This is a genomic window from Rhizobium leguminosarum bv. trifolii WSM2297 (assembly GCF_000271845.1).
The window spans coordinates 1,810,707-1,833,421 of sequence record NZ_JH719393.1 but is presented as its reverse complement, the minus strand read 5'-3'; the positions used below and the strand labels follow the sequence as shown (position 1 = coordinate 1,833,421).

17 protein-coding genes and 1 pseudogene are annotated in these 22,715 nt (G+C 61.5%); 11 read left to right on the top strand and 7 right to left on the bottom strand.

Annotated elements, in window-relative coordinates:
• Nucleotides 1-21 precede the first annotated feature (21 nt).
• From RLEG4DRAFT_RS62825 to RLEG4DRAFT_RS62810, 4 genes are all read right to left on the bottom strand, one after another.
• A complete protein-coding gene (locus RLEG4DRAFT_RS62825; RefSeq protein WP_003575869.1) occupies nt 22-903 on the bottom strand; it encodes an ABC transporter permease in 882 nt (293 codons plus the stop codon).
• 12 nt (nt 904-915) lie between these two features.
• Nucleotides 916-1,734 carry an ABC transporter ATP-binding protein gene (locus RLEG4DRAFT_RS62820; RefSeq protein WP_003575870.1) on the bottom strand — a complete coding sequence of 273 codons (819 nt, stop codon included), beginning with the start codon at nt 1,732-1,734 and terminating at the stop codon, nt 916-918.
• Nucleotides 1,735-1,828: 94 nt separating this feature from the next.
• The gene (locus RLEG4DRAFT_RS62815) at nt 1,829-2,842 is read right to left on the bottom strand and encodes an ABC transporter substrate-binding protein (RefSeq protein WP_003575871.1); all 1,014 of its coding nucleotides are present in this window, start codon (nt 2,840-2,842) and stop codon (nt 1,829-1,831) included.
• A 298-nt stretch (nt 2,843-3,140) separates the two neighbouring features.
• Nucleotides 3,141-3,869 carry a FadR/GntR family transcriptional regulator gene (locus RLEG4DRAFT_RS62810; protein ID WP_003575874.1) on the bottom strand — a complete coding sequence of 243 codons (729 nt, stop codon included), beginning with the start codon at nt 3,867-3,869 and terminating at the stop codon, nt 3,141-3,143.
• A gap of 210 nt (nt 3,870-4,079) precedes the next feature.
• Here RLEG4DRAFT_RS62810 and RLEG4DRAFT_RS62805 point away from each other — a divergent pair.
• Nucleotides 4,080-4,238, top strand: a pseudogene (locus tag RLEG4DRAFT_RS62805) (CopG family transcriptional regulator); the annotation flags it as partial.
• Between the two features lie 29 nt (nt 4,239-4,267).
• Here RLEG4DRAFT_RS62805 and RLEG4DRAFT_RS62800 read toward each other — a convergent pair.
• Nucleotides 4,268-5,275, bottom strand: coding sequence for a LacI family DNA-binding transcriptional regulator (locus RLEG4DRAFT_RS62800; protein WP_003575877.1), 1,008 nt, complete (start codon nt 5,273-5,275; stop codon nt 4,268-4,270).
• A 204-nt stretch (nt 5,276-5,479) separates the two neighbouring features.
• Between RLEG4DRAFT_RS62800 and RLEG4DRAFT_RS62795 the strand changes: the two genes are divergently transcribed.
• The 6 genes from RLEG4DRAFT_RS62795 (at nt 5,480) to RLEG4DRAFT_RS62770 (ending at nt 13,247) form a co-directional block, all read left to right on the top strand.
• On the top strand, nt 5,480-6,799 hold the full coding sequence (locus RLEG4DRAFT_RS62795; protein ID WP_003575880.1) for an alpha-L-fucosidase: 1,320 nt from the start codon (nt 5,480-5,482) through the stop codon (nt 6,797-6,799).
• 49 nt (nt 6,800-6,848) lie between these two features.
• Nucleotides 6,849-8,072: an ABC transporter substrate-binding protein gene (locus tag RLEG4DRAFT_RS62790; RefSeq protein WP_003575881.1), complete on the top strand. Its 1,224-nt coding sequence runs from the start codon at nt 6,849-6,851 to the stop codon at nt 8,070-8,072.
• Between the two features lie 89 nt (nt 8,073-8,161).
• The gene (locus RLEG4DRAFT_RS62785; protein WP_003575884.1) at nt 8,162-9,088 is read left to right on the top strand and encodes a carbohydrate ABC transporter permease; all 927 of its coding nucleotides are present in this window, start codon (nt 8,162-8,164) and stop codon (nt 9,086-9,088) included.
• Complete coding sequence (locus RLEG4DRAFT_RS62780) at nt 9,078-9,959, top strand: carbohydrate ABC transporter permease (protein ID WP_003575886.1); 882 nt, start codon at nt 9,078-9,080, stop codon at nt 9,957-9,959. The genes RLEG4DRAFT_RS62785 and RLEG4DRAFT_RS62780 overlap by 11 nt, the downstream gene beginning before the upstream one ends.
• A 198-nt stretch (nt 9,960-10,157) precedes the next feature.
• Nucleotides 10,158-11,087: a substrate-binding domain-containing protein gene (locus RLEG4DRAFT_RS62775; RefSeq protein ID WP_003575890.1), complete on the top strand. Its 930-nt coding sequence runs from the start codon at nt 10,158-10,160 to the stop codon at nt 11,085-11,087.
• 15 nt (nt 11,088-11,102) lie between these two features.
• Entirely contained in the window at nt 11,103-13,247 is a 2,145-nt protein-coding gene (locus tag RLEG4DRAFT_RS62770) for a methyl-accepting chemotaxis protein (protein ID WP_003575892.1), read from the top strand.
• Nucleotides 13,248-13,364: 117 nt separating this feature from the next.
• Here RLEG4DRAFT_RS62770 and RLEG4DRAFT_RS62765 read toward each other — a convergent pair whose 3' ends face one another.
• Both RLEG4DRAFT_RS62765 and RLEG4DRAFT_RS62760 read right to left on the bottom strand, forming a co-directional pair.
• Nucleotides 13,365-14,627: a DUF3422 domain-containing protein gene (locus RLEG4DRAFT_RS62765; protein WP_003575893.1), complete on the bottom strand. Its 1,263-nt coding sequence runs from the start codon at nt 14,625-14,627 to the stop codon at nt 13,365-13,367.
• A 523-nt stretch (nt 14,628-15,150) separates the two neighbouring features.
• Nucleotides 15,151-16,437, bottom strand: coding sequence for an ABC transporter substrate-binding protein (locus tag RLEG4DRAFT_RS62760; protein WP_003575896.1), 1,287 nt, complete (start codon nt 16,435-16,437; stop codon nt 15,151-15,153).
• A 189-nt stretch (nt 16,438-16,626) separates the two neighbouring features.
• Here RLEG4DRAFT_RS62760 and RLEG4DRAFT_RS62755 point away from each other — a divergent pair, with 189 nt between their 5' ends.
• Genes RLEG4DRAFT_RS62755 through RLEG4DRAFT_RS62740 form a run of 4 tightly spaced genes read left to right on the top strand, consistent with a single transcriptional unit; the run spans nt 16,627 to nt 22,715 of the window.
• Nucleotides 16,627-19,149, top strand: a complete 2,523-nt coding sequence (locus RLEG4DRAFT_RS62755; protein ID WP_003575897.1) for a hypothetical protein — start codon at nt 16,627-16,629, stop codon at nt 19,147-19,149.
• Nucleotides 19,150-19,165: 16 nt separating this feature from the next.
• Nucleotides 19,166-20,260: a glycoside hydrolase family 88/105 protein gene (locus RLEG4DRAFT_RS62750; protein WP_003575900.1), complete on the top strand. Its 1,095-nt coding sequence runs from the start codon at nt 19,166-19,168 to the stop codon at nt 20,258-20,260.
• Complete coding sequence (locus tag RLEG4DRAFT_RS62745) at nt 20,257-21,621, top strand: glycoside hydrolase family 28 protein (protein ID WP_003575902.1); 1,365 nt, start codon at nt 20,257-20,259, stop codon at nt 21,619-21,621. The genes RLEG4DRAFT_RS62750 and RLEG4DRAFT_RS62745 overlap by 4 nt, the downstream gene beginning before the upstream one ends.
• Nucleotides 21,609-22,715: an ABC transporter ATP-binding protein gene (locus RLEG4DRAFT_RS62740; protein WP_003575904.1), complete on the top strand. Its 1,107-nt coding sequence runs from the start codon at nt 21,609-21,611 to the stop codon at nt 22,713-22,715. The genes RLEG4DRAFT_RS62745 and RLEG4DRAFT_RS62740 overlap by 13 nt, the downstream gene beginning before the upstream one ends.

The window sequence follows — 22,715 nt, the reverse complement described above, 5'->3', positions numbered from 1 at the left end:
TTGGGAGGAAGATCGATCTGATTACTGTGTATCGAGGTGCTGCTGCGGCCGCCACTTCGCCAGGCGGTTCTCGATCAGCGTCATGATGTATTCGGCGATAAGCGTGACGACCATCACGAGGAGGATTGCCGCGAACATGCCGGCTGCGTCGAACGTGCCCTTCGCAATCGAGATCAGCTGGCCGATGCCGAAGCGGGCGCCGACGAATTCGCCGACGATCGCGCCGATGATCGCAAAGCCGAAAGAGACGTGCAGGCTGGCGAAGATCCAGCTCATCGCCGAGGGGATAACCACCGTGCGGGTCACCTGCCAGTCGGAGGCGCCGAGGATGCGGGCATTGGCGATCATGTTGCGGTCGGCTTCGCGCACGCCCTGGAAGGCGTTGGCAAAGACGACGAAGAACACCATGATGAAGGCGAGGGCGACCTTGGACGGCAGGCCGAGACCCATGATCATGATGAAGATCGGGGCAAGGACCACGCGGGGGATCGAGTTGATCGCCTTGATGTAGACGGAAAAGATATCCGACAAGAAGCGGTTGCGGCCAAGGCCGATGCCGACGAAGACGCCGGTGATCGAGCCTGCGAAGAAGCCGATCAGCGCCTCTTCCATCGTCACCCAGAGATTATACCAGAGCGACCCTTCGGTGGTGCCCTCGGTCGCCCATTCATAGAGCCGCTCGATAACGCCGCTCGGGCTTGAATAGAAGAACGGGTCGATCCACTGCATGTTGGAGGAGAGCTCCCACATGCCGATGACGAAGACCAGGATGGCGATCTGCCAGAAGCGCACGAGTGTGTTGCGCCGGCGTATCGCCTTCAGTGCGGAGGCTTCGATCTCGGCATCTGATGTGCCCGGACGAAACAGCGTGGCCGAAGCGGCCTCGAAAGTGGTGTCTGCCATGATATCCTCCCGTCAGGCCGCTTCGCTTGCGCGGCGGTAGCTGGTCTGGACCTCTTCGCGCAGGTCTTCCCAGATCGTCTTGCAGTAGTCGATAAAGCTCTGCTCGTAGCGGATTTCCGACACCACCCGGGGGCGGGGAAGATCGATCGGGTAGACCGACTTGACCGTCGCAGGGCCGGCGGTCAGCACATAGACCTTGTCGGCAAGGGCCACGGCCTCTTCGAGATCGTGGGTGACGAACACCACCGAGGCCTTGCGCTCGGCCCACAGCTTCAGCAGTTCCTCGTGCATGACCGTGCGGGTCTGCACGTCGAGCGCCGAAAAGGGCTCGTCCATCAGCAGGATCTCAGGCTCGTTGATGAAGGTCTGCGCCAGTGAAACGCGCTTGCGCATGCCGCCCGAAAGCTGATGGGGATAGTGATGCAGAAACTTCGACAGGCCGACGCGGGCCAGCCAGTCGCGCGCCAACTTTTCCGCCTCGGTGCGGGACTTGCCGCGGAACAGTGGACCGGCCATGACGTTGTCGATCACGTTCTTCCAGGGAAACAGCGCGTCGGTCTGGAATGCGAAGCCGACACGCGGGTCGATGCCGGTGATCGGCCCGCCCATCAGCCGGACTTCGCCCGCGCTCGGCCGTGCGAGCCCCGTCACAAGGTTGAGCGTCGTCGACTTGCCGCAGCCGGTGGGACCGACAACGGCGACGAACTCGCCGCGGGCGACCGTCATGTTGAAATCGCGAAGCGCAGTCAGGGATTTGCCGGTCGGCGAGACAAAGCGGCGGCTGACATTGATCAGCTCGATCGCCGGGATCTGCTTGGTGTCCTGTTGCATGGTGTACCTGAGGCGTGCTTTGAGGGCGCGCACGCAATGCCCATGATCGAACGGTGGCCGCTCCCGCTTGGGAGCCGGGAGCGGCGCGACTGACTTACTTGACGTTCTTGACGAACTCAGTCGTGTAGGTCTTGGAGAGGTCGATCTGCTTGCCTTTGACGTTCTTGGAGAACTCCGAGAGCACGGCAAGCACGGTCTTCGGGCCGTCTTCGGGCATGACGCCATCGGGCGTGAACATGCCCTTGCCCGCGTCGAGAGCCTTGATGTAGCCGTCCTTGTCGCCGACGTAGAAATCCTTCGGCATCTTGTCCGCGATCTCGGCGGCAGAATGCGTGTTGATATACTTCAACGTCTTGACGAAGGCGTTGGCGAGCTTCTGCGCCTCCTCCTTGTGGGCGTCGACCCAGGAGGCTTCCATGTAGAGCGAGGCGGCCGGGTAGGTGCCGCCGAGCGCCTGGCGGGTCGACTCGACCGTACGCATATCGACGAGCACGCTCGCCTCGCCTGTTTTGACCAAGCGCGAGATCGTCGGCTCGGTCGTCATGCCGGCTTGGATCTGATCCTGCTGCATGGCGGCGATGAAAGTGCCGCCGGCGCCGACCGGAACGGTGACGACGTCGCCGGGCTTCAGACCGGCCTTCGAGGCCATGAAGAGGGTCAGGAAGTTCGTGGACGAACCGAGACCAGTAACGCCGAGGGTCTTGCCCTTGAAGTCGGCCGGCGACTTGATCTCGGGGTGTTTGCTCGAGACCATCTCGACTTCGCCCGGCGCCTGGCTGAACTGGACGATGGATTCGACGAACTTGCCCTTGGCCTGCAGGTCTACACAGTGATCGTAGAAGCCGACGACACCCTGAACGGCGCCGGCCAGCAGCTGGTTTTCGGCATCGACGCCGGCAGCTTCGTTCAGCAGCTCGACATCAAGGCCCTCGTCCTTGAAGTAACCGAGGGATTCGGCGAGCTTGGCGGGCAGATAGATCTGCTTCTCATAGCCGCCGACCATGATGGTAATCTTGTCGGCTGCGTTAGCGGCGCTCGCAGCAAATGATGCTGCAGCGAAAAGCGCGGAAAATGCGACGGTGTGAAAAAGGCTGCGTGAAGAACGCATTGGTATCTCCTCCTAGTGGTGTGCTGCATCGTCGTCTCGCCACCTTGACCGTGTCTCCTCCACGATGCTGCCTCTTCCTAAGACGTCCAAGCTTTCAATTAGCTTTCAGCCGCAGACGGGTAAAACAACCTGTCCAATCCCGTTCAAGCATCACGCCGATACGTTCTATGCAAGTCCTTTGCCATAACGTCGCCTACGCGAGCCAGCCGGGAAAACCGCTCGCTGACGCTCGTGTTCGCAGGTGGGTTGGCTCGCGATTTCTGAAAACTTATAGCGTTGGCAGCGCTTCTCGACTGCCTCAGCCGGTAAAGCTTCGCAGATCCTTCAGCAGGTTCCGGTATCTCGCCTGGCTGCCGACCAGATGGTCGCGCATGGCGCTGCGTGCAGCCTGATCGTCCCTGTCCGAGATGGCCATGACGATCGTTTCGTGTTCCCTGTGGATCAGCTTTCGGTAAGCGGTCTGCTCGGCCGTCCTCGTTTCCGGGACGAGCCTCGATTGCGGGATGATCGCCGAGCCTTGCGATTCCAGGAAGTGCTTGAACAGCGGGTTGTTCGTCGCCTCGGCGATCGCGACATGAAGCTCGAGATCCGCTTCGCGGATCGATTGATCAGTCTCGATGCATTGCAGGATTTTCCGGTGGCATTCGAAGATCGCTTCCTCCTGTGCCGGCGAGCGGCGCAAGGCGGCAAGTCCCGCCGCCTCGATTTCGACAGGTGTGCGGATTTCGAGCACTTCCAGATCGGAGGCGACGCGGGCCTTGTCGACCTTCCGGCCGGACAGCGCTGGGTCGGCGCCGATGACGAAAATCCCCGCGCCCTGGCGCACCTCGACCAGGCCATCGGAACGAAGAGCTGCCACGGCCTCGCGCACCACGGTTCGGCTGACGCTATGCGTTTCGGTCAGTTCATGTTCGCTCGGAAGCTTGTCGCCGACTGAATACTGGCCGCTCAAGATGGCTTGCCGAAGACTTTCGCCGACCTGTGCGACCAGCGACCCGGAGCCTCTGCCGCGATCCTTCACCTGCATAACGCCTCGACCCCCGCATCGGCTTTGATCCTAACACCGCCCATACCGGCGGCACCGAATCTCGATTCATCACACATGTATGACAAATTGCTCCGACTTTCAATGGATCGAAGTTACTTGTCCATTGCCTGTTACTGCCCGCCGGGCCGCTGTAGTTGAATAACAGTAGAGTTTATCGTTATGATCGGAAGAATGATGAGGAGGTTTTCTATGGAAGCCAGGGCGCCGACCGCGCATGTTTCGCTGCCCCTTGCGCAGAAGCGCCGACGTTTGACGGTCGAGGCGCTGGCCGACGTGAACGACGGCAATACTCTCGATTACCGGGCCGTCCAAGCCTGGGCCGACAGCCTCGATCACGATGGGCCGCTCTTTACCTCGGTGACGCAGTTCAGCCGCGCTCAGAGCCGCCTGGTCGACTCCCCGCGCACGAATCTCGGCGTCAGGATAAAATCCTGGGGCGGGGCGGCGGCGCTCTCGGGGCTTGCTATTCTCGCCAGCAGGCGTTGTGCCGCCAGTTCGCCGAGCTTGTTCGCATCCTGCACGACCATGGTGATGCGGGGCGTGATGACGTTGCTCCACGGCACGTCGTCGACCATCGCCAGCGACACGTCATCAGGGCAGCGGAAGCCCATTTCCTGCATCACCTGTAGTGCAGCCAGACCCGTCATATTGTTGGCGCCAATGATGGCGGTCGGCCGGTCGCGGCGGGTCAGGAGGCGCATCGCCTGTGCATGGCCGCCGGCCCTGGTATAGCCGCCCTCGACCACCAGCGACGGATCGATGTCGACGCCGGCGCCGGCCATCGTGTCCGTAAAGCCCTTCAGGCGCTCATCGGCGGTGTGCAGGCCGGAGGGGCCGGAGATGAAGCCGATGCGCCGGTGGCCGAGCTGCAGCAGATGTTCCGTCAGGATGGTGGTGGTCAGCGGATTATCGGAGCCGACAAAATCACGTTCCGCACCTTCCACCTTCTGGTCGAACATGACGATCGGCGTCTTGAAATCCCGCAGGAAGGTTGCGTATTCCTCGCCATGACCGTTTGTCGCCAGCGCGATACCGGCAATCTTCTGCGCCTCCATCCGCTCTAGCAGCGCCCGTTCGAGATCGGCCCTGCCGGAGGAGTCGGCGATCAGCACGAAATAGCCGTGGTCGAGCGCCTGATGCTCGATCTCCCGACGGATGTCGCCGAAGAACATGTTGCCGAGATTGGCAGACACGAAACCGATCAGCGAGCTGCGGCCGCGCGCCAGCGTCTGGGCCACCGGATCGATGCGGTAGCCCGTCGAATTTATCGCCTGCTGGATGCGGTCTAGCGTCTCGGCGCCGACCCGCTTGGGGCTGTTGAGCGCGAGCGAGACGGTTGAGATCGAAACCCCCGCCAGGCGCGCGACATCTCTTATGGTCGTCATCTTTATCGAACCGGTTCTAGAGCCTTCTTTTGTCAGATTTTATTCGCCGTTGCAACAGAACGTGGCAAAATGCCTAATTTCTGGGTGGTTCCCGAGAATTTGCGAATTGAGAATTTCAACTTGACAGGCGCTGGATCAAGGAAGATGTTCAATCACCGAACCGGTTCGACATGATGTGGGCCGGAGAACAGGGAGGAGAAACCTGTGACGGGTTCGGAACGCCAGCTGGAAAATCCGGCATCGGGGACGAGTAAGCACGCCTGGTTCAGTCATGACCGCTTGGGCATGTTCATCCATTGGGGCCTTTATGCGCTTGGAGCACGGCATGAGTGGTTGAAGAACCGCGAAGAGCTGACCGATGAGCATTACCAGCGCTATTTCGACAATTTCGATCCCGATCTATACGACCCCAAGGAATGGGCTCGCCGTGCGCGTCTCGCTGGCATGAAATATGTCGTGGTGACGACCAAGCATCACGAAGGTTTCTGCCTTTGGGACAGCAAGGTGACCGACTATAAGGCGCCGAGCACGCCCTGTGGCAGGGATCTGCTGACGCCTCTGGTCGAAGCCTTCCGCGCCGAGGGGCTGAAGATCGGCTTTTATTATTCACTGCTCGACTGGCACCATCCGGATTTCCCGATCGACGTTCACCATCCCTTGCGTAATCACCCGGAGGCCGAGGCGCTGAATGCCGGCCGCAATATCGCGAAATACGCCGCCTATATGCGCGAACAGGTGCGCGAGCTTTTGACCGGATTCGGCCGCGTCGACATCATCTGGTTCGATTTCAGCTATCCCGGGCGCGAATATCGCGGCCTGCCCGGCAAGGGGCGCGCTGACTGGGAAAGCGAGCGACTAATTGAGCTGGTGCGCGAGCTGCAGCCCGAAATCATCGTCAATAATCGCCTCGATCTGCCGCCGGGCAAGCTGCCCGACGTGACGACGCCGGAGCAATATACGCCGCGCGTGGCGCCTGCCATCGCCAGCCAGGGCGTGCTCTGGGAGGCTTGCCACACCTTCAGTGGCTCCTGGGGCTATCACCGTGACGAGGATAGCTGGAAGAGCCCGGAACAGATCATCCAGTTGCTGATCGATTCCGTCGCGCTCGGCGGCAACCTCTTGATGAATGTCGGCCCGACAGGCCGCGGCACTTTCGACGCACGCGCCATCGATGCGCTTGAGGTCTACCAGAACTGGATGGCCGTCAACGACCGCTCCATCTATGGAGCCGGACCGTCCGAGTTACCGGCGCCGGCCGGTTGCCGCTACACCCAGCGCGGCAACCGCCTCTACCTGCATGTCTACAACTGGCCTTACCGCCACATCCATATCCAAGGCCTTGCCGACAGGATCGCCTATGCGCAATTCCTGCATGACGCCAGCGAAGTGCGCTGGCTCAGCCAGACGAAGGACGTGGATTCCAATATCGGCGTGATGGTGCCGGAAGGCATGATCACGCTCGAACTGCCGGTCCGGCGACCTGATGTTACCGTCCCGGTGATCGAGATCGTCCTCAAGGCGTGAACTCGGTCGCACTCGCGTGTTCATTGCGTCATGGAGGGAGGAGAAACCCATGAAGGTTCTGAAGAAAGCGCTTTTGCTCGCCACAATCGGCGGCAGTCTTTTTGCCACAGCCGCATCGGCCGAGCAGGTCAACCTGACCTGGCAGATGTGGACCGGCTCCGAAGCCGACACCAAGAGCTGGCAGCATCTGGCCGACATGGTGACCGCCAAGTACCCCGACATTAAGGTGACGCTCACGACGACGGGGTGGGTCGACTACTGGACGAGGCTGCCGGTGCTGGCAGCATCGGGACAGCTCGCCGACATCGTGTCCATGCAGTCGCTGCGCATGCCGAATTTCTATTCGTTGCTCGAGCCTCTGAATGACCGGATCGCGGCCGACAAGTTCGACGTCGGCGCCTTCACCCCCTCGATCATCGGCGGCATGTCCGTCGACAAGCAGCTTTACGGCCTGCCTTACGACGTCGGTCCATGGGTCATCTATTATAACCGGGATGCCCTCGAAGCCGCCGGCATTCCGCTGCCGAAGCCGGGCTGGACACTTGCCGAATTCACGGACGCCGCCAAGAAGCTGACGAAGGACGGCAAATACGGATTCGGCATGACTCCGACCAACTATTCGGTGCTGGCCGCGGCCTGGGGTGATAAATACGTCAACGACGCCGGCGAGCTTGACTTGACCAGTGCGAGCGCAGTTGCCGCCGCCGACAGGCTGATCGGCTTTGCCGCCAAGGATAAGATCGCGCCGCTGGTTCCCTCGGGCGGCGCGGATCCCGGTGATGTCGTCCAGGGCCGGTTCAATTCGGGCAACATCGCCATGTATATCGACGGTCCCTGGTCGATCATCGGCATGAAGGGCCAGACGAAGTTTAAGATCGGCCTCACCACCCTGCCGCGCGCCGAAGGCGAACTCTCGGCTGTCACAGCAGGCTCCGGTTTCGGTATTTCCACGACAAGCAAGAACAAGGATGCGGCCTGGAAAGCCATTCAGGTGCTGACCAGCCCCGAAGCGCTGGCCTATCTTGCCGAAGGCGGTCGCGCCTTGCCGGCGCGCACGGCGGCGCAATCCTCCTGGTACAAGGTGGCGGCCAAGGACATCACCAATGGCGGCGAGGCCATCGACTACTCGCTGGCGCATTCCGTACCCTACGTGATTACCAATAACTGGGCGGCGGTGGAAAACCTGTTCAACCAGTATTTCCCGCCGGCCTTCGGCGGCAGCGCCGACGCCAAGCAGACGATGGAGTCGATCCAGAGCCTCGCGCAACAATAGAGCGCCGCCCACACCCCTAAATCGATTTCGGTTTCCGAGGGGTGGGCCAGCTCTCGTCGCGGCAGGAACTGCCGCGCATGGAGGATGACATGTCGCAAAGCGCCGTCGCTGAAATTCCGTTGCAGCCCAGACAGCCACGGCGCTTTTTCAAGCCAGAGACGCAGACGGCCATGCTGTTCCTGCTGCCGAGCTTCCTCGGCTTCATGATTTTCATGGCCCTGCCGATTGTGGCGTCGCTCGCGCTGAGCTTCACCAACTGGCAGTTGATCTCGACGCCGTCCTTTGTCGGCTTCCAGAATTACATCAAGCTCTTTACCGTCGATCCGGCCTTCTACACCATCCTGGGCAACACGCTGTTCTTCGCCGTCGAGTATCTGGCTGTGAATATCATCGTTTCGCTGACGCTTGCCGTGTGGATATCGAGCCTGAAGCGCGGCAAGGCGATCTTCCGGGTGATCTTCTTCCTGCCGACCTTCACGCCGACAATTGCCGCCTCGGTGGTGTGGCTGCTGATACTCACGCCGGACGGACTGGCCGACAGCGTCATCCGCTCGCTCGGCCTCGGCCTGCCGAATTTCCTGCTGAGCTCGACCTGGGCCATGCAGGCGGTCATCCTGGTCACTCTCTGGGCGAATGTCGGCTATAACGTCGTGATGTTCAACGCCGCACTCGACCTGGTGCCGAAGCACTATCTCGAGGCGGCGACGATCGACGGCGCCAACGTCTGGCAGCGCTTCTGGCGCATCCGCCTGCCGCTGATTTCGCCGACTATTTTCTTTGCCACCGTGATGACGGCGATCACCTCGCTACAGGTCTTCGACGAGATCTTTGCGATGACACGCGGCGGCCCGGGCTCGGCAACGGCGACGCTCGGTTTTGCCATCTACCAGAAGGGTTTCACCAATTTCCAGATGGGTTATGCCTCGGCTCTCGCCTGGGTGATGTTCGTCATGATTATGGCGCTCACCATCCTGCAATTCCACATGCAGCGCAAATGGGTGCATTATGACGATTGACCCGACCCGTCACCCGCATTCCGTTTCCGCGGATCGGCACCGCCTCTTGCGGCGCCTCGGCACTTTCGCCAGTTATGCGGGACTTTCGCTGATCGCGCTGCTTTTCCTCTTTCCCTTTTTCTGGATGGTATCGAACGCGGTGCGCTCGAATGCCGAAGTGATGGCCGTTCCGGTCCGCATCTTCCCCGAGGAATATGAATGGGGAACATTCGTCGACGCCTTCGTTTCATTGCCGTTCGGAACCTTCCTGTTCAACTCCTTGGTGGTCGCCTGCGGCGTCACCGCAATCGTAATTGTGGTATCGTGTCTCTCCGCCTACGCCTTTGCCCGGCTGCGGTTTCCCGGCCGGGAAGGCCTGCTGCTGACCTATCTCAGCACACTGATGATCCCGCAGGTGATGTTGGTCATCCCGCTTTTCCTCGTCGTCAGCAAGCTCGGCTGGATCAACACCTATCACGGCATGATCCTGCCGGTCGCATTTAGCTCCTTCGGCACATTTCTGCTGCGGCAGTTCATTCTTGGCATTCCCAAGGATCTTGACGAGGCGGCAATGATGGACGGCGCTTCGCGCCTGCGCATTCTGGTAACGGTGATCGTGCCGCTCGCCATGCCGGCGATCGGACTGTTGTCGCTCTTCACCTTCATCGCCCAGTGGAAGAGCTTCCTGTGGCCGCTGATCGCCACCAGCGGCGTCGAAAAAGCCACACTGCCGCTCGGGCTTACCCTGTTCCAGACACAGCAGGGCACCGCCTGGAACTACATCATGGCGGGTGCGACGATCTCCATGGTGCCCGGTGTCATCCTGGCCATCGTGCTGCAGAGGGTAATGTACAAGGGCATCTCCGTCGGCTCCGGCTTCGGCGGACGCTAACGCCCATTAAACCAAAAGGCTTAGACGCATTGCATCATCTGACGCGATGTCCATTAAGTCAGGCCGAGTGCGGCCGAAGAACGCGCTTCTGCCGCCGCAAGATCATCCCGCGCGCTTAACTTTTGCTTCCGGGCGAAAAGTAAAATTTAACCAAGATCTGAAATAACGCAGTTCCATCCGAATTGCCCAGAGGAATTCATGAAAACGGCCACGCTTGCTTCCATCGCCCTGGCGATATCGATCTCCGCTGCCAACGCGCAGACGATCGGGGTTTCGATGTCCGATCTCGATAAATTCAGGACGGCGCTGCTGAACGGCGTCATCTCGCACGGGCAGACGATTTCGGGCCTCAAGCTAGTCACCGAGAACGCCAAGGGCGATAACGAGCTTCAGAAGAAACAGGTCCAGAAGCTTATCGCCGACAAGGTCGACGCCATTATTCTTGCGGTCTCCGACGGCGATCTTGGGCCGCAGATGACCAAGATGGCGGCAGATGCGGGCATTCCGCTGGTTTATATCAACAATGTTCCTTCCAACCTTGCGGACCTGCCCGACAATCAGGTCGTGGTTGCCTCCAATGAGAAAGATTCCGGCACACTGGAGACGAAGCAGGTCTGCGCGCTCCTCAAGGGCAAGGGCCGCATCGTCGTGCTGATGGGGGAAACCTTTCATGCGGCCGCCCGCACCCGCACCCAGGACATTTCAGACGTCATCGCCACGCCGGACTGCAAGGGCCTTGAAATCGTCGAACGGCAGGCGGCCTATTGGTCCAGCGATTATGCCGACCAGCAGATGCAGGAATGGATCGCCGCCGGCGTCAAGTTCGACGCAGTCATCGCCAACAATGACGAAATGGCGCTCGGGGCGATCCGCGCCATGAAGAAGGCCAATATCCCGATGAAGGACGTCGTCGTCGCCGGCGTCGACGCGACCGACGATGCACTCGCCGCGATGGTGGCCGGCGATCTCGACGTGACCATTCTCCAGAGCGCTGTCGGCCAGGGAGCGGCCGCAATCGACGCTGCCGTCAAGCTGGTCAGCAAGGAGAAGGTGCCGCGCGAAAACAACGTTCCTTTCGAACTCGTCACACCTGAGAATATTGCCCAATACCTGCCGAAGAGCCAGTGAGTAAAGAGGCCTATGATGTTGCATTTCTGGAATAAATTCGGCATTCGCGCGCAGATCACCTCCGGCTTCGTGCCGTTGATTCTGTTGATGAGCCTGCTCACCGTCAGCGCGATCTCGGGCATGAACGGCCTCGCCTCGATCTTCGCATCCTATCGCGCCACGGCCGGGCAGAGCCTCGCCATATCGGACTACAGCGACCAGCTGCACGAGATCCAGATGTCGGCCGAAGCCTTCCGCTCGACGCCGGCGCAGGCCGTTGTCGACAGCTTTCGCGCCGGCGTGAAGGCGTTCGAGGCGGACGACCCGCGTTTTGCCGACAACAAGGACCTGCAATCCGGCCTTGCGACGATCCGCCAGGACATTGCCGGATATGGCAAGGCCTTCGAACAGATCGTCTCGCTGCAGGCCAGGCGTGATGCGCTGATCTCCAAGGTCACCGAATTCGGGCCATGGACCAGCATTGCACTCAACGACGTCATGCGCAGCGCCTGGCGCCAGAACGATGTGCCGCTGCTGCACATGACGGCGGCAACGCTCGAAGCCTTGAACCGCAGCCTCTATTTTTCTGAGCGCTTCGTGCATTCCGACGATTTTGCGGCCTACGATACGGCCCAGGCAGCACTCGCCGAAGCAGTCTCGCTCAATGATGCCGCTGCCAAGGCTGCCAAGAACGAGTTGCAGAAGAAGCGCCTGATGGGTGCCGGCCAGCTTATGCAGAACTATACCGCCCGTCTGGGCGACATGAAGGATGTCTTGCAGGCGAGCGGCAGTATCCGCCAGACGCAGCTCAATGTGCTGGCACCGAAAATATCAGGCGAGTTCAAGGATCTGCAGGCCGGCGTCACCGGCGCGCAGAAGAACCTGGACGGTTCGGTGGAAGCAACGGTCGCCTCGGCGACCAGCGCGACGCTTGTTATCAGCGGTCTGTTGATCGTCATCGGCCTCGTGCTTTCCTATTTCGTCGGCCGGTTGATTTCCTCGGCGGTGCGCAAGATGGCGCAGTCGATGGAGCAGCTTGCCCGTGGCGAGGAAAAGATCGTGATAACCGGCGTCGAGCACCGCCACGAACTCGGAGCCATGGCTCGTTCGCTGAAGGTTTTCCAGGAAACGGGACGCGCCAAGCTGATCGCCGAAGCCAATGCCGAACGCGCTCGTCTCGCCGCCGAAGAAGAACGGCTGCGCCAGGAAGCCGAGCGGCTCTCCGACGCCCAGGTGATGGAGCATGCCTTCCGCCAGATTTCCGTGGGCCTCGACGCGCTTTCCAAGGGCGACCTCACTGTCCGGGTCGGCGAAGTCGACCATCGCTATGTCAGGATTCGTGATCACTTTAACAACTCGGTCGCAAGCCTCGAGGAAGCGGTCGACTCCGTCATTCGCGCAGTCGCCACCATCCGCTCCGGTCTGTCGGAAATCTCCACCGCCTCCAACGATCTCGCCCGCCGCACCGAGCAGCAGGCGGCGTCCCTGGAAGAAACGGTCGCAGCACTCGGCGACGTGACCCGCGGCGTCAACGGGACGGCGGAGGGCGCAGGCCGCGCCCAGGCCGTGGTGGCGACGGCCCGCACCAATGCTGAAAAGGGCGGCGAAATCGTCGCCCGTGCCATCGACGCGATGACGGAAATTCAAAACTCGTCGTCGAAGATCGGCAACATCATCAGCGTCATCGACGAGATCGCCTTCCAGACCAACCTGCTGGCGCTGAATGCCGGCGTTGAAGCGGCGCGCGCCGGTGAGGCAGGCAAGGGCTTTGCGGTTGTCGCTCAGGAAGTCCGCGAGCTCGCGCAACGTTCCGCCAATGCGGCTAGGGAGATCAAGCAACTGATTTCCACCTCCTCGGCGCAGGTCAAGACCGGGGTCCAGCTGGTCGGCGAATCCGGCCTCTCGCTCGAACAGATCGTCGAGCAGGTCACCGCGATGAATGCGACCGTCGCCGAGATCGCCGTTGCCGCCCGCGAACAGGCGACAAGCCTGCGCGAGGTCTCGGCCGCTGGCGACCAGATGGACAAGGTAACCCAGCAGAACGCCGCGATGGTCGAAGAAACCACGGCGGCCGCGCAAAGCCTGACGCAGGAAACCGAAAACCTTGCGCAACTGCTGTTGCGGTTCAGGACAAGCAGCGGCCGGGCATCGGAACGTCGCCATTATGCGATGGCTTCGTGATGTCTGCTGAAGCATGTCGCGCAATAGTTTGCAGCGGTAATCCGAAAGATCGCGACGCGCTTTGACGCCGCGAAGAGAACACCGCCGCCGCCCCAAAAGGGCGGCGGTGAGCGCGCATCAGTGGCTTCCGGATGCGGGGCCGTGGGGCGCACCGGCGATGCTCCTGCGCACATGACGGACGGCGGTCCAGACGGCGAAAAGCACAAGCGGGATGGCGCCGAGAACGGCGAGTTTTGTCACATGCGGATCGACGCCCAGCGCGGAAATGCTTTCCAGGCAGATCTTCGCCAGGCCAATGGTATAGTAGGTAATGGCGATGACCGAGAAACCTTCGACCGCCTGCTGGATATGCACCTGGACACGCGCCCGCTCTTCCATCGAGGTCAGCAGCGAGGCGTTCTGATCCTCAAGCTGAACCTGCACGGTGGTTCTGAGAAGGTCTCCGGCCAGGCTGACACGTTCGGCGAGCTCGTCGAGACGCCGCTCCGCCGCATAGACGGAGCGGACAGCCGGCTGGAAGCGCCGGTCGATGAAGGTGCCCAGTCTTTGCCTTCCCTCGGCCCGTTCTTCTCTGAGCTCGGATAATCGGCTGGCCACAATGTCGGCATAGGCTTTCGTTGCGCCGAAGCGGTGGCGGGCGAGCGCAGAGAAGTTGAGGACATCCGACGAGAGCCTGGTCACCTCGGACAGCAGCGCCTTGTCGACTTTGACGGCGCTCTGCATATGCGCGATCAGCAGATCGAGGCGCCCGTCGAAGGCGGAAAGCTTGGAGACGGTCTCGCGCGCCATCGGCAAAGCCAGCAGCGCCATCATCCGGTAGGTTTCGATCTCCAGGAAACGCCGGACCATGCGGCCGGTGCGATAGGCGTTGAGGTTGCGGTTGAAGAACAGGAATTCGACGAAACCGCTGTCGGTCAGACGAAAGTTCGAGTGCACTTCCGCATCGCCGCCGCCGACCTCAGAGGCGACATAGTCGAGCTTTGGTTTTTCGAGACGCTGCCCATCCTTCTCGTCGCGCACCAGCACGCGGACAGCCGCCATGACCTTTCCTTCGATCTGCCGGTAACAGGCCCGAAAGGCTTCCGGCGGATTGCTCCCGGGTTCGGACGAAGCGGGAACGACGAAGGTCAGGGTCAGGAATTCGGTATGCGCCTCCCATTTCAGCCGGCCGTCGCCAAGGCGGCCGATGCCATGATTGCCCTGGCCCGTGGTCGTTATCTCGTCCAGTCCCGGAAGATCACTCGGAAGCGGGGGAGGGGCGTTCTCGCCGACGATCGCGACATGCCAGACATCGGTGTCACCATCGAAATACAGCGACGGGCGGGCATGCAATTCGTTGTGAAGCTCCCTGCGCAGCGGATGCTCGGAACCCATCGGCATGGAGATGCACCTCTATACGGTAGACGGTCGCTCGGTCCCCGGCGGAATGACCGGGTGCCGGCGCTTATGATTTGACTTGGCGCCTTAGGGGGCTTGCCCAGGCTGACAACGCCTATAGCCTCTCCCGAGCCTCGTGTCACGACGCCTTCGCTATCGGATGCTAGACCGCATTGTTCTTGCCGCCAGGCCTGGCATCAGAGTGCTTGCCAAGCGAGGAATGGCGGTGCGCGACGCGATGCCCAGCACTTGAACCGGCAAGTCGAACGACGTGTCTCGCTATCCGCGTTTTCCGGAATGAAAAGCCGCGCTCCGGCTACTGCGATCAGCCCAACCGGAATGACGGCGAAGAAAACGGAGCGCCATCCCTTGCAGGGGAAGTAGCGTGGTTCAGCTCATCGACGATTTGAAACCGATCCAACTGTCGTGGACGGCGATGAGCAAGGGCAAAAAACCATCAGCCACGGCCTGTTGCGAGACCGTGGCTGATGCAGCGCGCAATCTGTTGGGAGACAGGCGCGGCCGGTTATTTGTTGGCGGCGAGCGCGACGTTGACCTTGTCGACGTCAGCGCTCATTGCCTTGAAGGTGTCATCGAGGGAAAGCTCGCCGACGATCAGCTGGCTCATGCGCTGGACGATGAGCTGATAGATGGCAGAAGAGCCCTTCAGGCGTTCCAGGTCGCGGGCGGCTTTCGGTGCGCTGCTGCGGGCAGCGAGGAAGACGGCCATGGCGTCCTTGGCGTTCTTGCTCTCGAGCTTGTACTGCGGGTCCTTGATGTCGGCGCCAGTCAGGATAACGTAGTTTTCGGCGATTTCACGCTGGACCTTTTCAGAGCCGAGGAACTCGATGAATGAGGCGACGGCTTGCGGGTACTTGGTGCGCTTGAAGCCGACGATTGCGGTGCCGCCAGGCATCGCGTAGCAACCGGCGTCGCCGCAGGGCGCGCTGATTGCCGTCCAGTCGAATGCATCGCCGATCTTCTTCTGGAACGGATTGACCATCCAGTTGCCGGCGAGATAGGTCACGACATTGCCGTTGACGAACTCGTCACCCATGTTCTTGTACTGGGTTCCGCCGGCAGCCCCCCACATTTCCTTCGGGAAAGAGCCGTCCTTCGTCCAGTTATAGAGATCGGTGATGTAGTGCTTGGCGGCATCATCGGGGAAGGCGAACTTGCCGTCCTTGACGTATTTCGAGCCATAGGAGAAGGCAGCACCCGAGAAGCGATGGCCCGAGCGGTCCATCGTGAAGGGGATCTGGGCGCCGGTCGCCTTGGCGACTCGCGCCGAGGCTTCGACGATATCCTTCAGTGTGGCGGTCGGCTTGGGAAGCGGTTCTTTGGCCTGTTCGAACAGCGTCTTGTTGACGAAGGGCAGGTTGAAGGTCTGCGACGCGACATAGCCGTTGATCGAGTTCGGATCGTTGACGCCGGGGAAACGAAGCGTGTTGAGGCTGTCGCCGTGCAGCTTGGCGAAGCCATCCGGATCTTTCATCAGCGGGCGCATGTCGAGGTAATAGGGCGCCAGCTGCCAGTCGGTGATCTTGGCGATATCTGGACCTTCGCCGATGGCAAGTTGCACTGGCAGCTGCTTGGCGACGGCATCATAGCCGGACGAGACGAAATTGACCTTGATGTCGGGATGCGCCGTCTCGAATTCTTTGCTCAGCGCTTCCATCCGCTCGACATAAGCCTGGTCGTCGTCGGTAAAGAGAAAAGTGATCGTCTGGGTTTCCGCCATGGCCACGCTGGACCACGCAAAGGAAACGGTGGCCAGCGCCAGTGCGAAAGCCCCTGAAAGATACGTTTTCATTTCATCCTCCCATGAAAACATTTTCATCAATCGCGGCATCAGCCATCGATAAGTGAATTTCATATACTTGACATTCGTCCCGTCAAGCTATTTTCTAAGCATATAGCGATGTTTTTGAGCAATTTTAAAAATCACGCACCCAAAGGGCCTAATGAAAATATTTTCATTGTATTGCGGAGGAGGCGATCTGTGAAAACGGAAAGCATCAAGCAGCCGGGCGACATGGCCCCGGCATACAGCGTGGCCGAGGGGCAGACGATAACGGCATGGGCCGTTTCCGGTCTCATCGCCAGCTATTTTCCCGGCGAGCCGGCCCTGGCCGAAGATCGTGTAAACTACCGCTTCATCAATGGTTTCGTCGACGTCGGCGACCTGCCGTGCCGCAAGGCCTTCTGGTCCACCATGGTCGGGCGGACGCTGGCGCCGGATACGTCCTGGCCGACAGAAAGCCTCTATCTCCCCGGTTCGAACCGCCGCGTCGAGTTTACCAGCTTCTGGCATGTGCCCACACATGTCAGGCGATGGCTGAAGGGCACGTTCAGGACGGAAGCCCCGCGCACGCTCAATCTCGCGCTCAAGACCTGCGGCGGTGTCCGCATCTGGGTCAACGGGCAAGAGGCGGTGCGCTTTGAGCCCTTCAAGCGCAACGTCGAGAGCGCAACCGAGATAGCGCTGCCGCTCGACGCCGGCGACAATGAGATCCTTGTCCATGCCGAAGATCTTGCCGAGCGCGACACGACCTGGTTCTTCGAGCTGGAAATGCGGGACAAGGAGCCGCTCTTGGTGCTGCTGCCGGTATCGCTGGATCAGGACGAGGTGCGCGAGCTGGAAGCCCTTTCGCGCGGCGTGCGTCCGGCTCGCGACGCCTTCGTCAATCAGCCGTTGGAGATCATCTTCGACACGGCGCCGGAGCGCGACCTGCCGGTGGAACTCAAGGTCGTCGGTCATGGCCACGAGCGACCCGTTCTCGCCCATTCGAAACTGATCCTGCGCGCCCGTCAGAGCCGTCTGATCGCCGACGATGTCTGCGGTATCGCAGACGGTTATCACGGCATTCACATGACGATCGGCACCGGGCCGGGTTCGGTCGCCCGCGTCATCGATGCCGCCTTCATGAGCAGCCTTTCGCCATTGCCGGCCGAGACGTCGCTTTCCGCCCGCAAGCGCCAGGCGCTGGAATACAGCGCCCGTTTCGGCGCCAACCGTGCCGGCCGCCTGATCGCGATGATGGAAACCGGCTACGACGACCAGGAGAGCTTCGACCGCATCGTCGATGCGACGCTCGCCTCGATCGATGCGCGCGAGGATTGCTCGGACTTCATCATGGTGCCGCTCTTGTGGCTGCTCGGCGCCTATGGCGACCGGATACCCAAGGCGACGGTCGAGCGCATCCGCCATTCCGTTCTCTCCTATCGCTACTGGGTCGACGAGCCGGGCAACGATGCGATGTGGTTCTGGAGCGAGAACCATGTGCTCTGCTTCCATACCAGCCAACTGCTGGCGGGACTTCTCCTGCCCGACGCGGTGTTCTCGGCCTCGGGGCGGATGGGACGGCAGCAGGCGGCGCTTGCCGTCGAGCGCCTCGGGCGCTGGTTCGACAGCGTCGAGGCCCATGGTCTGGCGGAATGGAATTCGGCCGCCTATTACCCGATCGATTTCATCGGTCTCTTGGCGCTGGAGCGCTGGGCCGAGAGCGGGATCGCCGATCGCGCCCGCGGCCAGATCGATCTCATCTTCCGCATGATCGCCCTTCATACGCTCGCCGGCGTTCCGGCCGGCTCACAGGGGCGCGCCTATGACAAGGAACTGCGCGCCGGCCCGCTGACCGAGCTTGCGCCCTTCGCCCAGGTTGCCTTCGGCACCGGCTGGCTCAACAACGGTGTCGCGGCGCTGACGATGTTTTGCGCCGGCGACTATGAGCCGCCGGCCGATCTCGCCGAGCTTGCTTCGCTTTCGCGGGGAAGAAGCGTCGAGGCGCGCTACAGCCAGGGGCTGGAGAGCGGAAAGCTCGTGCTCTTCAAGAACGAGACCGCGCAGCTTTCGACCGTCGTCGATCACAAGACCGGCCAGAAAGGGCATCAGCAGCACGTCCTCGACATCAGGCTGGCCGGCAATCCGATGGCGAGGCTGTGGGTCAACCATCCCGGTGAAGACGACCCCTGGGGCAATCAGCGGCCATCCTATTGGGCCGGCAACGGCATCCTGCCGCGTGTCGCCCAGCATCGCGACGTCGCCCTCTTGATCGAGGACACCGGCGATGCACGGCATGCATGGACGCACGCTTATATCGGTCGCGACGGCCTCGACGATCTGATCGTCGAAGACAAGTGGCTGATTGCCCGGTCGGGCCGGGGATTTGCCGCTCTTTGGGCCTCGAGCGGCCTGGAGCTGATCACCGACGGGCCGACCGCCGGCCGCGAAGCGCGCTCCTACGGATCGCTTTGCGGCTGGGCGGCCATCGTTGGATGCGGCAACGATGATACTTTCAAGGCCTTCATCGAGCGCCTGTGCCAGACGACGGTGTCCTTCGATCCTGCGCTTCGGGATCTTTCCCTGACGCCGCCGGGCGGCCCGGCGATCGCGCTTTCCTATGCCGGCGGTCTTTCGATCGCCGGTAAAGCGCGGCCGTTCACCCACGATCAGCCGCACCCGATCCTCACCCACGACAGCGCCGCGTCCCAAGCCGGCCTTGACGGGCCGTTCTACTCCTAAAACATAGGTCTCCAGCATGAACACAGCATCTGTCGACAACGCCGCCCTCCAGACGACGATCGATCGCGTGGCGACGGCTTTCAGCCGGCTCAGGGGCATCAAGGAAGGTCTCGTGACGGGAGGCGCCACCTCCGGAATTCAGTTCGACGAATGGGATTGGGAAGTCGGTGTTGGCCTTTACGGTTTCCTCAGACGCGCGATCTCCACCAATGATCAGAAGGCGTTGCAGGAGCTGGTCACCTGGTATGCCGCCCAGATCGAACGCGGCCTGCCGCCGCGCCAGATCAACAGCACGGCGCCGATGCTGCCGCTGGCAATCCTCGTCCAGCATGTCGACCGTCCCGATTTTCGCGCTCTCGTCGAGGACTGGGCCGAATGGCTCGTCAAGGAATTGCCGAAGACCGAAGAGGGTGGCTTTCAGCACGTCGTCAAGGAACGCCTCAACGATGGCGAATTGTGGGACGATACGCTGTTCATGGCCTGCCTCTTCCTTGCCCAGGCCGGCGTACTTTGCAGGCGCAACGACTGGATCGACGAAGCGGTCTACCAGTTCGTAATCCACACACGCTACCTCTCCGATCCGGTCAGCGGCCTCTGGTATCACGGCTGGACCTTCAACGGCCGGCACAATTTCGCCAAAGCCTTCTGGGCGCGTGGCAATGCCTGGATCACCGTCGCCATACCCGAACTCTTCGATCTCGTTCCCACCCTCGGCGAAAAAGACCGGCGTTTCCTATCGAACGTCCTCGTCAGCCAGGTGCGTTCGCTGAAGGCATATCAGCGGCCGGACGGAATGTTCACCACTCTACTGGACGACCCGACCTCGCCGCTGGAAACCTCGGCGACGGCAGGCATCGCCTATGGCATATTGCGGGCCATCGACGCCGGCATTCTTGACGAGAGCGACAGGGTTCATGCGGACCGCGCGCTCAAGGCCGTGCTGGCACAGATCGACGACGAAGGCGTCGTGCACGGCGTTTCCGATGGCACGCCGATGGGCCATGATCTCGATTTCTACCGGCGCATCCCGAACTTGCCGACGCCTTACGGCCAGGCGCTGACCATGCTGCTTCTGTCCGAAGTCCTGATCGAGAGTGGCCGCGGCCAATGAGTGCTCCCTCCCTCGTCTCGATCGAGTCGCTCGACGGCGACAATACCGATCGCCTGCAGGCGGCAATCGACGCTCTTTCGGCTTCCGGCGGCGGACGTCTGGAGCTCCTGGCGGGCACCCACATCTGCCGGGGGCTTCGGCTGCGCTCCGGCGTCGATCTGCACCTTGCCGCCGGCGCGATCATGCGTCCGGTTCCCGATTATGCGGCTTACGCGCATACGACGGTTTCGGTGATCGCCGAGAAGTCGGATCGCGGCATGATCGTCGCTAAAGATGCGCGGCGGATCAGCCTGACCGGGGAAGGGCGCATCGAAGCCGGCTGCGAGCGCTTCATCACGGGAGACGACGAGACTGTGGGAACCTTCATCCCGGCCGAATTCCGTCCCCGCGTCGCTGTCTTCGAGGGCTGCGACGAGGTCGAGATCAGCGCGCTGCATATCAGCCGCTCGCCGATGTGGACTCTGCATTTCGTCGACTGCACCGATGTCGCGGTCCGCAACGTCACCATCGAAAACGACCGACGTCTTCCCAATACGGACGGCATCGTGCTCGACGCATGCCGCGGCGCCGTCATCGAGGATTGCACGATATCGACGGCCGATGACGGCATATGCCTGAAGACGAGCATCGGTCCGCGGGGCGTCGCCATTGGCCGGTGCGAGAATATTCTTATTCGCCGCTGCTCCGTTCAGAGCCTCAGCTGTGCGCTGAAGATTGGCACGGAAACGCATGGCGACGTCACCAATGTTGTGTTCGAGGATTGCCGCGTCTCATCCTCCAACCGGGCACTCGGCATCTTCTCCCGCGACGGCGGCCGGATCTCGAACGTGAGGTTTTCGCGGATTGCGGTAGAGTGTCGCGAAACACTCGATGGTTTCTGGGGCTCGGGGGAGGCGCTGACCGTCAATGTCGTCGACCGTGTCGCCGAACGCCCCGCGGGCGCCATCGAAAACCTCATTGTCGAAGATGTGACCGGCCGTATGGAGGGGGCGATCACCATCATTGCTGCTGCGCCGTCGGGCATCCGGAACGTGTCGCTGGCCCGTATCGCCGTCGACCAACAGCCCGGACTACTCGGCACCGGGCGGAGCTACGACCTGCGCCCGACGAATGCCGACCTCGCGCCGACGGCCAATGGCGGTGGTCGTGCCAATGCCTGGACCCGCGGCTCCGACGGCCGGGTGATAGGACTGCAGGATTATCCAGGGGGAATGCCGGCCGTCTACGGGGCTGATGTCGCCGGGATCTTGATGAACGAGGTGCGGATCACGAGGCCGACACCGCTGCCGCAAGGCTGGAACGCAATCGACGTCGTCTTCGAAACGGCGGCACCTGATGGGAGTGGGGCATGGCAGAACTGAAACTTTCCACCGTCAACAAGTCATATGGCTCCGTCAAAGTCCTGCATGACGTCGAACTCGATATCAAGGACGGCGAGTTCGTCGTCTTCGTCGGCCCGTCGGGATGCGGCAAGTCGACCCTGCTGCGCGTGATTGCCGGCCTTGAAGAGGTGACGTCCGGCGGAATCGCCATCGGCAGCCGCGACGTCAGCGCCCTTTCGCCGGCCGAGCGCAAGATCGCCATGGTCTTCCAGTCCTACGCGCTTTATCCGCATATGAGCGTTCGCAAGAACCTCGCTTTCGGCCTTGAAAATCTGAAGTTCAAGCGCGCCGAGATCGAGGCGCGCATTGCTGAGGCGGCCCGGATGCTGGCGATCGAACCCTATCTCGACCGGCGTCCGAAGCAGCTTTCCGGCGGCCAGCGCCAGCGCGTAGCGATCGGCCGGGCGATCGTGCGCGAACCCGATATCTTTCTGTTCGACGAGCCGCTTTCCAATCTCGACGCGGCGTTGCGCGTCCAGACCCGGGCCGAGATCACCAAGCTCCATCGCGAGATCAAGACGACGATGATCTATGTCACGCACGACCAGGTCGAGGCGATGACGATGGCCGACAAGATCGTCGTGCTGCGCGCCGGACGGGTCGAGCAGGTCGGCGCGCCGCTCGAACTCTTCGATCACCCAAGCAATCTCTTTGTCGCCGGCTTCCTCGGTTCGCCGCGCATGAACATCATCAAGGGCAAGGTCGCAGCCATCACGGAAAGCGGCATCGCCATCGATGTCGCCAACGGCGGCAGGATCGCCAGCGATGTCGATCCTTCCGGCATTGCCGTGGGGCAGGAGGTTCTCGCCGGCATAAGGCCCGCACATTTCTCGCGCTCCAGCGGGCAGGGCCTGCCGTTCGTCGTGCAGTATCACGAGGGCCTGGGCACCGAGACCTATGTCTACGGCAATCTCGAGGGACAGGACGAGCAGATCATCATCCACGAGGCGGGCCATTTCGCGCCTCATCAGGGCGACCGGCTCGTCATCGATGCCGATCCCGCACGTGTTCATCTGTTCGATCCCAAAAGCGAACTTGCTTTTGCCCGTCGATCAGGACAGGGGAGGCGTTGA